This is a genomic window from Shewanella sp. 5S214, assembly GCF_041439795.1.
In the GTDB taxonomy this organism is placed as follows: Bacteria; Pseudomonadota; Gammaproteobacteria; order Enterobacterales; family Shewanellaceae; genus Shewanella; species Shewanella vesiculosa.
This window is the reverse complement of sequence record NZ_JBGOOV010000036.1, coordinates 1-13,234: the sequence shown is the minus strand read 5'-3', so window position 1 is coordinate 13,234 and position 13,234 is coordinate 1. Positions and strand designations below refer to the sequence as shown.

General features: G+C 42.5%; 10 protein-coding genes and 1 other RNA gene. 7 read left to right on the top strand and 4 right to left on the bottom strand.

What is annotated here, in order from left to right; translation table 11 throughout:
* The first annotated feature begins 52 nt into the window (after window positions 1-52).
* Together rsmI and rnpB are read left to right on the top strand one after the other, a co-directional pair.
* Entirely contained in the window at window positions 53-895 is an 843-nt protein-coding gene (rsmI, locus tag ACED29_RS18860; RefSeq protein ID WP_124017508.1) for a 16S rRNA (cytidine(1402)-2'-O)-methyltransferase, read from the top strand.
* Between the two features lie 54 nt (window positions 896-949).
* An RNA gene (rnpB, locus tag ACED29_RS18855) (RNase P RNA component class A) lies at window positions 950-1,303 on the top strand.
* Between the two features lie 58 nt (window positions 1,304-1,361).
* On the opposite strand, the gene ACED29_RS18850 is transcribed toward rnpB, so the two are convergent.
* The gene (locus ACED29_RS18850; protein WP_182697776.1) at window positions 1,362-2,060 is read right to left on the bottom strand and encodes a dienelactone hydrolase family protein; all 699 of its coding nucleotides are present in this window, start codon (window positions 2,058-2,060) and stop codon (window positions 1,362-1,364) included.
* A gap of 472 nt (window positions 2,061-2,532) precedes the next feature.
* Between ACED29_RS18850 and ACED29_RS18845 the strand changes: the two genes are divergently transcribed.
* Window positions 2,533-4,662, top strand: coding sequence for a TonB-dependent siderophore receptor (locus tag ACED29_RS18845; protein WP_371698400.1), 2,130 nt, complete (start codon window positions 2,533-2,535; stop codon window positions 4,660-4,662).
* Window positions 4,663-4,886: 224 nt separating this feature from the next.
* Here the strand turns inward: ACED29_RS18845 and ACED29_RS18840 are convergent, their stop codons facing one another.
* Both ACED29_RS18840 and ACED29_RS18835 read right to left on the bottom strand, forming a co-directional pair.
* On the bottom strand, window positions 4,887-6,545 hold the full coding sequence (locus tag ACED29_RS18840) for a ShlB/FhaC/HecB family hemolysin secretion/activation protein (RefSeq protein ID WP_371698412.1): 1,659 nt from the start codon (window positions 6,543-6,545) through the stop codon (window positions 4,887-4,889).
* Between the two features lie 262 nt (window positions 6,546-6,807).
* A complete protein-coding gene (locus tag ACED29_RS18835) occupies window positions 6,808-8,028 on the bottom strand; it encodes a threonine/serine exporter ThrE family protein (protein ID WP_124017546.1) in 1,221 nt (406 codons plus the stop codon).
* Between the two features lie 163 nt (window positions 8,029-8,191).
* Between ACED29_RS18835 and ACED29_RS18830 the strand changes: the two genes are divergently transcribed.
* From ACED29_RS18830 to ACED29_RS18815, 4 genes are all read left to right on the top strand, one after another.
* On the top strand, window positions 8,192-8,587 hold the full coding sequence (locus tag ACED29_RS18830) for an MAPEG family protein (protein ID WP_371698399.1): 396 nt from the start codon (window positions 8,192-8,194) through the stop codon (window positions 8,585-8,587).
* 202 nt (window positions 8,588-8,789) lie between these two features.
* Window positions 8,790-11,111 carry a YgiQ family radical SAM protein gene (locus tag ACED29_RS18825; RefSeq protein WP_182723107.1) on the top strand — a complete coding sequence of 774 codons (2,322 nt, stop codon included), beginning with the start codon at window positions 8,790-8,792 and terminating at the stop codon, window positions 11,109-11,111.
* Between the two features lie 206 nt (window positions 11,112-11,317).
* Complete coding sequence (locus ACED29_RS18820; protein WP_371698398.1) at window positions 11,318-11,920, top strand: hypothetical protein; 603 nt, start codon at window positions 11,318-11,320, stop codon at window positions 11,918-11,920.
* Between the two features lie 281 nt (window positions 11,921-12,201).
* The gene (locus tag ACED29_RS18815; protein ID WP_371698396.1) at window positions 12,202-12,534 is read left to right on the top strand and encodes a hypothetical protein; all 333 of its coding nucleotides are present in this window, start codon (window positions 12,202-12,204) and stop codon (window positions 12,532-12,534) included.
* Between the two features lie 287 nt (window positions 12,535-12,821).
* Here ACED29_RS18815 and ACED29_RS18810 read toward each other — a convergent pair whose 3' ends face one another.
* Window positions 12,822-13,214, bottom strand: a complete 393-nt coding sequence (locus tag ACED29_RS18810; protein WP_371698394.1) for a helix-turn-helix domain-containing protein — start codon at window positions 13,212-13,214, stop codon at window positions 12,822-12,824.
* Window positions 13,215-13,234: the final 20 nt, after the last annotated feature.

The window sequence follows — 13,234 nt, the reverse complement described above, 5'->3', positions numbered from 1 at the left end:
CCTGCTCTTACGCTTGGCGAAAGACTCAGGTAGATTCATTATCGAGGTAATTATGGACCAAATGGTCGCGCTGTATATTGTTCCCACCCCAATTGGTAATTTTGGCGACATCAGCGCTCGGGCAATCGAGGTGCTGCAACAGGTTGATTTAATCGCCTGCGAAGACACACGCCATAGCGGAAGGCTGCTGAGTCACTTTGGTATTGAAACCCGTAAAACGGCATTACATGATCACAATGAACGTGACCGAGCGCAATGGATAGTTGAACAGTTAAATGAAGGTAAATCAATCGCACTTATTTCTGATGCGGGTACGCCATTAATTTCTGATCCTGGCTATCATTTAGTTAATCATGTTCGCCAAGCTGGCCACAGAGTCGTGCCACTGCCTGGCGCTTGTGCCGCCATTACCGCCCTAAGTGCATCAGGGTTACCGTCTGATCGCTTTAGTTTTGAAGGTTTTTTACCTTCAAAAGAAAAAGCACGTATCGATAAGCTTGAATTTCTTAAAGAAGATCCTCGTACGCTGATATTTTACGAATCTCCTCACCGTATTCTTTATAGCCTTGCTGCTATTGTTGAGGTGTTAGGCGAAGATAGACAAATAGTGATGGCTCGTGAAGTCACTAAAACCTTCGAAACCTTTTTATCGGGTACCGCTGCTGAAGTATTGGCACTGGTTGAAGCCGATGATAATCAGCAAAAAGGCGAAATGGTCATTATGTGCCATGGCTTTACATTAACTGATGAAGAAGGTATTCCAGCGGTTGCAGTTGCTACATTAAAGTTACTTTGTGAAGAATTACCGCTTAAGAAAGCCGCAGCTATAGCTGGGCAAATTCATGGTTTAAAGAAAAATGCCCTATATAAATATGGTTTAGAACTGGATTTATAAAAAGCTGGTCGCTTTGGCATTGGTTTGTTGCGCTGCTTAGGCTATAATCCGCGCCGAGTTGGCCAGACAGTTGCCGCGTACGTAAGTACGGGGAGGAAAGTCCGGGCTTCAAAGAGCGGGGTACCAGGTAACGCCTGGGCGGTGTGAACCGACGACAAGTGCAACAGAGAGGAGACCGCCATTTTGGCCTCGGCTAAGATGGTAAGGGTGAAAGGGTGCGGTAAGAGCGCACCGTGCGGCTAGCAATAGTCCGTAGCAAGGTAAACTCTACCCGAAGCAAGACCAAATAGGGTTCCGCATGGCGCTGCTCGCGTTGGAACCGGGTAGGTTGCTTGAGCCTGTGAGCGATTGCAGGCCTAGATGAATAACTGTCCACGACAGGACCCGGCTTATCGGCCAACTCACCTCTTTATAATAAAAGGCCTCACAGCAATGTGAGGCCTTTTATGTTACAGACAGCTGGGGGTTAAATGCAGAGTTGTTCGGCAAGAAACGCCAGTGAACGTCCCTGGGCTAAAGCCGCGGATGGTTGATGATACATGCCTGAACGTCCCCAACAGTTAAAACCGTGTCCTGCAGGGTAGTCAAAAAATTGTGCATGAGTGTGATGAGCAAACGTTGCTTTAATTTTAGCAACATCATCGGCTGGAATATGTTCGTCATGTGCACCGTGATGGAACATAATCGCTTGCTTAAGCTGCGGCGCAACATCTAAATAATTCGCAATACCGCCACCGTAATAACATACAGCTGCGCTGATGTCTGCACTTGCAGCCGCACTGCGATAGGCCAGTTGACCGCCAAGGCAGTAGCCAATAATACCGATTTTTCCATTGACCTCTGGGCGTGTTTTAAGGAAATCAATTGCCGTCACAACATCGCTAACAGCCTGATCGGCATCCAGAGTTTGGTAACACTCAAAGGCTTTTTGGGTACCTGCGTCATCATAGTTTAAATCCAGTCGTGGAGTGAGTCGCCAGAACACGTCAGGAGCGAAAACCACAAAACCAGCTTGCGCATAGCTGTCGGCAACGGCACGAATGTGTTCATTCACTCCCCAAATTTCTTGAAGTAAAACCAGACCTGGACCTGTGCCTGTAGGAGGTAAACTCAGGTATCCGGCAAAAGGTTGGTCAGGAATAATAGTAATCCATTGTTGTGTCATGTGAACCTCTGTTTAGGTGAATTTAGCTAGGCTATATATGTTAGCGCCAATTTAGAACAATGTGTTTATATGCTGATATCTCAGTTTATTGTTTACGACTATTGAAGGTCATTATCTATAAAAATTTCAATAAAATCATTGCTATTAACCATTTGTGTTGCAAACGAATTGGTGTGTTTATACTTCAATAATCTGATTCTGAAAAGGGTGATTATACGTCGCTAATAGCATGTTTGACCAATTAACACCTCCTCAATTTACTCTCACACCAATGCACAGAATAACAACGGCTGTTATTTACTGCTGCATACTCAACCTACTGCAATGACTTCATGCTAGCAATATTCTGTGCTGGATAATAATTAACAAAATATCACAAATGTAAATTATTGAATGAGAATGGTTGTCATTAGTGTTTGATGCTATATTGCACGCAATTTTATAGCGATAGATTGTTACTAGGTAAAGTGTCATGCATTTGAAGGTTACGAATATTGGGGTGTTAAGCCTACTATTACCAGCGTTGAGTGTCAGTGCTAATGAATCGACTGTGAATTCGAATCAGTCAATTGAGAAAATAACTGTCATGGGGCGGGCACAGACCTTTTATCGTGAATCTTCTACGTCTGTTGGTGCCAAAGTTGAAACTGATATTATGGATTTACCACAATCGGTGCAGGTGCTGAATGAACAGTTGATTGTTGACCAAGCGGCACGTGAAATCACCGACTTATATCGTTCTATTGCGGGGGTGAGCAGTTACAGTTACTCGGGAGTGACCTTTCGTGGTTTTCGCGATGACAGCAATGTGTTTTATGACGGTGTAAGAGGCGACCCTTTTTCGGGATTCGGCGTACCGCAGTTATTTAATATTGAACGAGTTGAAGTGTTAAAAGGTCCTGCTGCTGCGTTATACGGTGGTGGAGAACCTGGCGGGATGATCAATTATGTCAATAAAAAGCCGAGCTTTGTCCAAGATACTGAAGTGACATTAACCACTGGTGATAACGATCGTATGGGCGGGTCAATTGATTCTAAAGGTGGTTTAACAGATTCAGTTGCCTATCGTTTAGGTGGTTTTTATGAACAAAAAGACAGCTTTCGTAATAATGCAGACTCTGAAAACACCGAGCTGACTGGTGGGTTATTATTTCAACTTGGCGATGATACAGCGCTCACAACCACCATTGATTATATCAAACAAGACTTAGGCGGTAATCGTTTACGTGGTGTTCCCGTTGACGATGAGGGTAATTTTTTAGTGGATTCAAGCTATAACGCGAATGAAAAATCCGACTATCAAAACCTTGAAGCAACAATATTACAAGCTAACTTACAACATCACTTTAGCGATGAGTTGAGTGTTAATACCACAGTGCGTTATCTGGATAACGAGCGCGTTCAGGGGTATCACGAATCACAAAGTTGGGTTGATGTGAATGGCGATGGTAAAGCCAATATTGATGATAAAACCATTAAACGTGAATATCGTAAACAATATCGCGCTAACCAAGAAGTGAGTGTGACGTCAGATTTTGTATATCGATTAGATACTGATATTGAGCAAACCTTATTATTTGGAGCAGATTATCATCACGTAAACAGCGATTATGATTATTGGCGTGCCCGTTACGAGGCTGACGGGGTGGCTAATCTCAACATTTTTGATCTTAATTACGGTGAAACAGATCCTTCAACTTATAACTTACAAGATCAACATCGTGATGGCACTAAAACCGAACGCGCGGGTTTATATGTTCAAGATCAAATTAGTTTAAGCGAGAAATGGTTGTTGTTGATGGGACTACGTTACGATCACTTTAACGATTTTGACAAAGAAACTGGCTTTGAGTTTAGTGATAGCCATGTATCACCGCGTGGTGGTGTTGTTTATAAATACTCCACCGATACGTCGTTATATATTAACTACGCTGAAAGTTTTAATCCGACCTCCCTTGGCGATCAAGAAACTGCAAGTAAAGACGCGAGTTTAGATCCGGAAATGGGCGAGCAGGTTGAGTTCGGTATTAAAAATCAGTGGTTTGACGGTAGTATGATGACCACGGTTGCTGTGTATCAAATTACCAAAAAAGATGTTGCCATGAGTAACCCTGACTATACCGGTCTTGATGATGGTATCCCTGCCTTGGTTAGTTTAGGGCAGGTCGAAAGTAAAGGGGTTGAGTTTACTCTGGTGGGCGATATTACTACCGACTGGACCATTATGGCCAATTATGCCTACAACGATGCCCGCGTTACCCAAGGCGATGTGGGCGATACTTATGCCGATGGCACTAAGTTTATTAATGCGCCGCGACATCAAGCGGGTTTGTGGACGCGTTATGAGATTGACAGTTTGCAGTCTTCTATTGCATTAGGTGCCGACTATGTTAGTGAGCAAATCAGCGCGGATGCGCAGCGTGTTAAGCCTTATACTGTGTTTGATATGAGCTGGACAACTCGGTGGCAAGATACGCAATTTCAGTTAAATGTGAAAAACCTGTTTGATAAACAATATGCCGTGAGCGGTTTCTCTGAACGTAATGGTCATTTCCCTGGTGCACCACGAGAAGTGGTGTTGCAGATATCACATCACTTTTAAACTAAGACGGATAGTTGCAGTAGTATTTACGTGTTGTTGAATAAAAAAGGAGTGAACAATTTATTGTTTACTCCTTTTTTCGTTAAGCCGCTGCTTTACACGCTGGCTTTGTGGCCACCAGTTGAGACCGTTTTTGGTCATCAAGTCTACATTGCAGCACATAAAGCATTTAGTGCTGACTACTTTGCGAAAGTTTATCGTAACTAAACGGTCTACCTACCGCTTTAAAAATGGTCCTTAACTTGGAATCTAAATTCCCAGGCATTGATGTCATTACCTGTGGTGATAGGGACGGCAATATCAACATGGGCTACGTTACCGTAGCTTGATTTAGGGGAGTAAATGCGCGCGCCGATGCCAACACTGCCGATAGGGCCATTGACTTCATTTTGCTGATCTGTGCCGCCGCTTGCTTCGCCAATGTCAGCAAATACTGCCCAGCCTAATTCGGCCAGTTGATATAAATTAATATTAGGGTAATAACGGATCTCACCAGTAAGTAACCATTGGTTGTCACCATGTTGATAGTCATTAGGGTAACCGCGCACGCCGGTTTCATCGCCAAGGGCAAAAGTTCGGTCAAGGTAATTATTGTGCGAAGTGGCAATGCGGGCCTTTGAGTAGGCCGTCCACTTAGGGCTAATTTGATGGAAAAATTCAGCCCCTAAACCGACATTATAAAAGTCCTGTTGACCCGTTTGAATATCGGTCTGGGCATCGATAGTCATGAGCAATAATTGATTGTCTTTTTGCCAGCCACGGGTACTTAGCATGGTTAAGTGGTAGCCGAGATCGGCATTATCAGCGACGTCATTGGTTTCTAATCCTAAACTGACCCTATGATGCCAACCCAAATTAAAGTCTTCGTTTTTATTAATCAGGTGAATATTATTTAGTACTGTGAATTGATCTTGGACATATTCGTAGCTGATCCATGGATACATAAATTCACGATCATAAGGTAATGGTGACTGAGGATATAAGTCTATATTATTGAATTGATGTTGGTCTTGGGTAATACCGACACTGATACGATGCAATTGGTCCGCTTGTTTATCGACTAACCAACCATAACCTAAGTTTGCATAATCAATAACATGCTCAAACTCGTTAATGTCTTGACCATTTTGTCTAATGGTATCAATGCGGGTGTCAGTTAACCAAGACGCTGCATACATATTTTGGCTATCGAGGGTATAAAAGGGCTTATTAAAGGCAATTGAGGATGCTTGACCGTCACTGTTGTCGTAAAAATCAACCGACACATTCGCGTGTTTAAGCCATCTTACTGGAGCATCAAAAGCTAATTTATAACCGGTACGATCGGCACTTGATTGGTATTTTATTTTGGTTTTAACCCCTAATCCCAGTAGGTTATCTTCTTTCATACCAAAAGAATATTTAGTGTCGCCACCATTTTTGCTCAAGCTTACCGTGGGTAATAATGACCAGTTATCCCATGTTTCGACTAACACCACATCTTCAACATTATCGGTTGCCAATGGGTCTTTTCTGGCAATATTAATTTTAGCATCGCGAATATAAGATTCGTAACGCAACAATCGCTGCGCTTCTTGCAGATCTTTCTCGGTGATCTTATCGCCTTGTTCAAAGCTTAAGCTATTGAGAATGGTCGATTCTTTGGTGTTGATGTGCAAATAGTTAGCCCAGCGATGTAAAAATATAGCATCTGGTGCTGACTCATCAAAAATAGGGTGACTAACAATAACGATTTTAGCGACCTTATCAACAAGGTGCTTATTAGTTGTCGATTGCTCATTGATGTCAGAGTCATCGTTGGCGGTTAGCTGTGACTGAGTGGCTGCAACCTCAGCTTGAACACTCTGCGAAGTCAGCAGGATGAAGAAAATAAATGCTGCCATAAATATGATTGGCATAGCTTCGTCCTTATTTTTATTGTTATGTTTTTTAAGAGGTCAGCAACAAAGGGTAATTGTTTCTAATATGAAATTATTATGTTGCCTCTTTGTTTTGTATCATACCTGAATAACATCATAGTCAAACATGTAGCTTAAATAAATATTTCATTTAGCCACTAAAAAGATAAGGGTATTTAGATTGTTAACAACATAAGGGCTGTATTTATCATGCCCTTATGCTGTTTGAAATATAATAATCGGAGGCTTACAAGGAACGGCGAGGAGGTACTATTACGTTGGCAAAAATGAGTCCTGCGATTAAGGACATAAAAATGAGGAATATTTGTGAGCCTAAATGGGCTTGATTCAGCATCGTTTCACCTGAGATAAGTGCATTTAAGCCGATATAAGTTTTGCTACCCGGAACAAGAATAACAATACCTTGGAGTAACGCAATCGACACTGGTGCCTTCATCCAACGGGCGTATAGGTTCGAATAAATACCTACCGCGAGCGCGCCGACAAAAATGCCAATAGATTCACCTAAGTAGATACCGCCGAGCATGGCAGAGAAAAAGGCCACAATGCCAGCAAACACGCCCCAAGGAGAGTCTTTTAAGCGTGCTTTAAAGATAATCACCAGTGACATAGACAATAGCGGTACAGCAGACCAAATCGCCCAGCGCGGCAGTGGTATCGGTTCGACATAAATGGTTTCGCCAAATATCGCCTTCCCTATGGTCATGCCAAGCACTGCACCAAAATACAGTTTAAACAACTGCATGACTGCATCCATGATACGTGCAGTACCCGAGATTAAGTCGCGGGCGGCAAGCTCCGCCAAGCCAAGCGTGAGTGCAAGACCAGGAACAAAAATAATAATCCCCGATAAAATGGTCACAGGTAAATTGATACTCGGGTCAAATTGCGCAATCCCTGTCGCCAAGATAGCGCAAACGACCGCCGCCATAGGCTCAAGCATTTCTGCAATACGTTTTGAACGTTCAGCCCAAAAAACGAGGCTGTATACCAGTAAGCCTAAAATAGCCGACCAAAAAACGTCATGCCAACCAGTACCCATTAACATGGCAAAGGCACCCGCACTTGAGCCAAAAGCTAATAAGGTGAGTTTATGGCCATAAGGATTGGGTTTATTAGCGATTTCTTCTAGGCGCTCTAACGCTTCTTGCAGAGTGCGCTGGCCAGAACTAAGCTCTTCCACTAACTCAAAAGTGCGTGCTAATGAACCTAAATCGAGGTCACCAGGTTTGACGCGAGCGACATGGTTATACTCTTGTTCAGTATCGTGTTGCAGTACAAAAGTCATCGAAGTCGGTGATATTAAAAAGTAACCTTCAATACCGAGCGTGCTACATACCGTTTGCAAGTGGGATTCTAAGCGATACGCAGGCGTACCAAACTTATGTAAGTATTTTCCTAACTTAATAATAAATCGGCGTTTTTCTAAAAAATCCTGATTATCCACTGGGCGATAGTCACTCTTGTTAGGGTGTTGAGCTAGTTTTGGCGCGAATATTAACCGATTAAGGCGTGTGTTTACAGCCAAACTGATCCAAAATGTTGGTATAGCATCAATATGTTAAAGATTGATGTAATAACAATAATATAGTCGACTCAAGGAATAACACATGACATTGATGATATCGGGTTTATACGCGGGTTTAACGGCGGTATTGGTTTTAGCATTATCGTACAGAGTGGTTAAATTTCGTCGCGCAAATAAAATAGGTATCGGTGATGGTGGTCACCAAGGATTATCGATTGCGATTCGAGCGCATGGCAATTTAATTGAAAATGCACCCATAGTACTTATTTTGTTAGCGTTGGCTGAATTAAATGGCATGCCAGTTTACTTGATACATTGTTTGGGCACCGCTTGGATTGTGGCGCGCTTATTACATGCTATTGGGTTAAATCAAGGTCAAGGTGGCTATCATTTTGGCCGTTTTTGGGGCGTATTAATCACGTGGATTGTGCTATTAACCTTAGCGGTCGCTAATATTGGCTTCTTTCTTGGGTTATAACATTGAAAGCATAAGGGAATAGCAATATTCCCATGTGTTTTACAAGGTTATAAAAGGATAAAAATATTTCACTTTTGATGTTTTTTTAGTCACACTTAGTGTCGCTGTACTGCTATACTCCGCGTCCGTTAAATTCAGCTGTAGGCTGATGTTGTCATCGGATCAGTTAGACTGGTTTTCCCCATTTATGTAGGTCATATACATGCAAGTTGAGTCAACGTTATTTAATTATCCAAAGTTTTGGGCTGAATGCTACGGAACTGCACCTTTTTTACCTATGTCTCGCAAAGAGATGGATATTTTAGGTTGGGATAGTTGCGATATTATTGTCGTGACTGGCGACGCGTATGTTGACCATCCTAGCTTTGGTATGGCGGTGATTGGGCGAATGTTAGAAGCTCAAGGTTATCGTGTGGGTATTATTTCGCAGCCAGACTGGTCAAACAAAGAAGACTTTATGCAGCTAGGTCGCCCAAATCTGTTTTTTGGGGTAACCGCTGGCAACATGGATTCGATGATTAACCGTTACACAGCAGACCGCAAGTTACGTCATGATGATGCCTATACTGCCGGAGATATTGGTGGTAAACGCCCAGATCGTGCGGTAACCGTGTACACCCAGCGTTGTAAAGAAGCCTTTAAAGATGTACCGGTTGTGATTGGCGGCATTGAAGCCAGCTTACGCCGTATTGCTCATTACGATTATTGGTCAGATAAAGTCCGTCGCAGTGTGATTTTTGACGCCAAAGCCGATATTTTAATTTACGGCAATGCTGAACGACCATTAATGGAAGTTGCACGTCGTATTGCTGCGGGTGAAGCCATTGGCGATATTGACGATGTTCGTGGTACCGCAACAATGCGTAAAGAACCTATGCCCGGTTGGCGCGGCATGGATTCACGCAAAATTGACCAACTACATAAAATTGAGCCATTACCTAGCCCATATGGTGCTGATGATGTTGGTTGCAGTAATTTATCTGGTCCAACAGACGAAAAGATTTTTGATAACGATGCGCCCAAAGCCATTAGCGTGCAACCGCCACGTCCAAAGCCATGGGAAAAAACCTATGTGCTGCTTCCTGCCTATAACAAGGTCAGCGAAGATAAGTATTTGTATGCCCATGCCTCGCGTATTTTGCACCAAGAGCAAAATCCGGGTTGTGCCCGTGCCTTGTTTCAACCACATGATGCCAACCGTGGTGTATGGGTAAACCCACCAGCGTGGCCATTAAACACTGACGAGATGGATGCGGTATTCGATTTACCGTATCAACGCATCCCGCATCCGATGTATGGCAAAGAAAAAATCCCAGCTTACGATATGATTAAGACGTCAATCAATATCATGCGTGGTTGTTTTGGTGGTTGTTCATTCTGTTCGATTACCGAGCATGAAGGGCGAATTATTCAAAGTCGCTCGCAAGAGTCGATCATCAAAGAAATTAAAGACATTCAAGAAAAAGTGCCAGGTTTTACCGGTGTTATTTCTGACTTGGGTGGCCCAACGGCGAACATGTACCGTTTAGGTTGTACCAGTGAGAAAGCGGAGAAAACCTGCCGACGTTTATCGTGTGTGTTCCCGTCTATTTGTGGCCATCTGGGCACCGACCATAAACATACCATCGACTTATACAAAGCGGCGCGTGAAGTACCTGGCATTAAAAAAGTGCTAATCGCTTCGGGTGTACGTTACGATTTGGCTATCGAAAACCCAGAATATATTCGAGAGTTAGCTAAACATCATGTGGGTGGTTATTTAAAAATTGCCCCAGAACATACCGAAGAAGGCCCACTCAGTAAAATGATGAAGCCAGGTATGGGAACCTATGACAAGTTTAAAGAGCTGTTTGATAAGTTTTCTAAAGAGGCCGGTAAAGAGCAGTTTTTAATTCCGTACTTTATTTCGGCGCATCCTGGTACTACCGATGAAGACATGGTCAATTTGGCATTATGGTTGAAAGGCCAGAAGTTTAAATTGGATCAAGTACAAAATTTTTATCCATCGCCGATGGCCAATGCGACCACGATTTATCATACCGAACTTAACTCACTGAAAAACATTAAACATGACAGTGAACAAGTGACAGTGCCGAAAAAAGGCCGCCAGCGTAAATTGCATAAATTTTTGTTACGTTACCACGACCCTGTCGGCTGGCCGATGATCCGTGAAGCGTTAGTGGCTATGGGTAAAGAGTCGTTAATTGGTAATGGTCCAAATCATTTGGTACCACCAGAAACGCGTAACGAGCAAACTAAAGTGAAGTGGGGCCAAAAGCCGTCGCTTAAAGCAAAAGAACAAGGCGGCCAAAAGGCGATGACCCGTTTTTCTGCCGATCAGTTTGAAGACCGTAAAGGTAACACTAAAGCGGATAAAGGCAGTGCTAAGCCAGTAGGGCAGAAACCAAAGTCTCCAGCTAAGGCTTCGGGTCAAGCGGCAAATGGGCAAGCACCCAAAAGCCAGGGCGCTAAGCGTCCAGCTAAAGCGACCACTTGGGCGACTAAGTCTAAATACGCTAAGTAAGCTAACACGTTAACTTATTGTCATAAAACCCGCATTAACATTTGCGGGTTTTGTTTTTCTAGCAGCAATAGATTCAATAACAAGGTAATGTGGGCTAATACTGTCGCTAATACTGTAGCGAATAGTGATAAGTGTTTTACACTATGACTCTTTATCGATTTAATCGTTTTAAAATCTAATTATTTGATAAACAAGGAATGATCATTATGCCAACGTTAATTAGGCTGAGCGGATACCTTAGTGGGGTATTACTGTGTGGTAGCACTATGTTGGTTAATCCTGCTTATGCCGCAAACTCGGTACAGCAACAGCAATTTTTTGAAGCGATTAGCGCTCTTTGTGGTAAATCTTTTGCCGGTAAGATCACTGCTGGTGGCAGTGAAGGAGATGGCTTTAGTGGCAAACCATTAGTTATGCATGTAAGAGAATGCACCGATCATCAGCTGCGTATTCCATTTCATGTTGGCGATGATCACTCTCGCACTTGGGTGATAACTCAAACCGATACCGGATTGCGCTTAAAGCATGATCATCGCCATAAAGATGGCAGCGATGACAAAGTGACTATGTATGGTGGAGAGACCCGTGATACTGGCACAGCCAACTTGCAAACGTTTCCAGTAGACGATGAATCTATTGCCAACTTTAAGCAACATGGCTTAACGAAATCGGTCACTAACGAGTGGCAAATGATGATTGAAGCCAATACTTTTACTTATCGGTTAACCAGGGAAAATCGCGACTTTAAAGTTGAGTTTGATTTATCTCAACCAGTTGCATTACCGCCAGCCCCTTGGGGATATAAATAGGTTTTTGATCGGGCACTAATTAAAGTTAAAAATATGTCTTCGACTAAGTGATAAATTTAACAGGTAACACCTTGAAGGTAGAGGTTTTCAATACCGATGTGTATAAAGGTTTTACTGGTTTTTATTCAGAAGCTCTTGAAGAAGGAAGTTCACTTGTTTATTACCCAAACACCTAACAAACTGCTCATGTTCGCAGCAAAAAACGCAGCGGGATTGTTACTCGCTGGTTTCGCCAACAACACTCGCAACCGCTCCTTAGCAAGGCGTTATGTGTAAATTATATGAATTCATTCTTTATCCGTCCGGGTTATAAATCAGATCATGATTTAATCGAGTTTAGCGGTGATCATAGATCTGATGATTTTCCTGATGTCTTTTACATATTGAAAAATGCTCTCAAGCCTTCAATAATTATAATGGAAGACTATGTAACTGATGATTATGTTTGGGTATTCGAATTTGAGAGCGGGATATTTGAATTAAATGATGATTGGGGTGGTTTGTTTATTATCCCTAAAACCAATCATAAAAAAGTAATCAACCAGATTTCAAAAACACTAGTTTCTTCAGGCTCTTTTAAGGATATTCAAGTTGATACAAGCAAATACACATAACAAGTTTAGGCATGCTCACCTTTAGCAACCGTCACTTTTTATGCAAAAGGCCGCACAAAATCCACCAGTTACCTACGGCCCATACTAACGGTGTTAACAACTCTCGTAATCATACATTTTCCTAATGGCAGTAGATTAAAACTCTAAAACATTTCTGTCCAGAAATGAGCCTCGACGAGTAAATCATTTATGCCCCTTTGCTTCTTGGGATAAATTGACCACTCATTTCAACAAAACATCATTTATATCTCTTTACGTAATGCCAGTAGCCTGTCTACTTGATTAGTTTAATTCAATTTAACAGTATTACTTTTCATAAAGCTTAACGGTGTCTGCCCCGTTTGTTTCTTAAAGAAGGCGATAAACGCACTGTCAGAAGAAAAGCCTAGCCAATGAGAAACATCATTCACTTGCATTTCTCTAGACAGTAACTCAATCGCCTTAAGTAAGCGCCATTGATGCCTCCAATCTTGGTATGACATACCGGTTTCTGCTTTAAATAGCCGAGTAACGGTTTTGGTGCTTGCACCAACGGAATCGGCAACCGAAGTAAGGTCTGGCACTAAAAAAGATTCTTGCATCAGTTGCTCACGAAATGTTTTAAACCGACGATTTGATGGCAAAGGTAGTTGGAAAGAGTGGCGTTTAGCGTAATGCCGTTCACTTAAGGTGAGCGGCATTTTTTCTTTTTGCTACAGGA

Coding starts and splice junctions, on each gene's coding strand:
- ACED29_RS18825 (WP_182723107.1), top strand. CDS start 8,790: ATGCAAGTTGAGTCAACGTTATTTAATTATCCAAAGTTTTGGGCTGAA.
- ACED29_RS18815 (WP_371698396.1), top strand. CDS start 12,202: ATGAATTCATTCTTTATCCGTCCGGGTTATAAATCAGATCATGATTTA.
- ACED29_RS18830 (WP_371698399.1), top strand. CDS start 8,192: ATGACATTGATGATATCGGGTTTATACGCGGGTTTAACGGCGGTATTG.
- ACED29_RS18820 (WP_371698398.1), top strand. CDS start 11,318: ATGCCAACGTTAATTAGGCTGAGCGGATACCTTAGTGGGGTATTACTG.
- ACED29_RS18840 (WP_371698412.1), bottom strand. CDS start 6,545: ATGGCAGCATTTATTTTCTTCATCCTGCTGACTTCGCAGAGTGTTCAA.
- ACED29_RS18845 (WP_371698400.1), top strand. CDS start 2,533: ATGCATTTGAAGGTTACGAATATTGGGGTGTTAAGCCTACTATTACCA.
- ACED29_RS18850 (WP_182697776.1), bottom strand. CDS start 2,060: ATGACACAACAATGGATTACTATTATTCCTGACCAACCTTTTGCCGGA.
- rsmI (WP_124017508.1), top strand. CDS start 53: ATGGACCAAATGGTCGCGCTGTATATTGTTCCCACCCCAATTGGTAAT.
- ACED29_RS18810 (WP_371698394.1), bottom strand. CDS start 13,214: ATGCCGCTCACCTTAAGTGAACGGCATTACGCTAAACGCCACTCTTTC.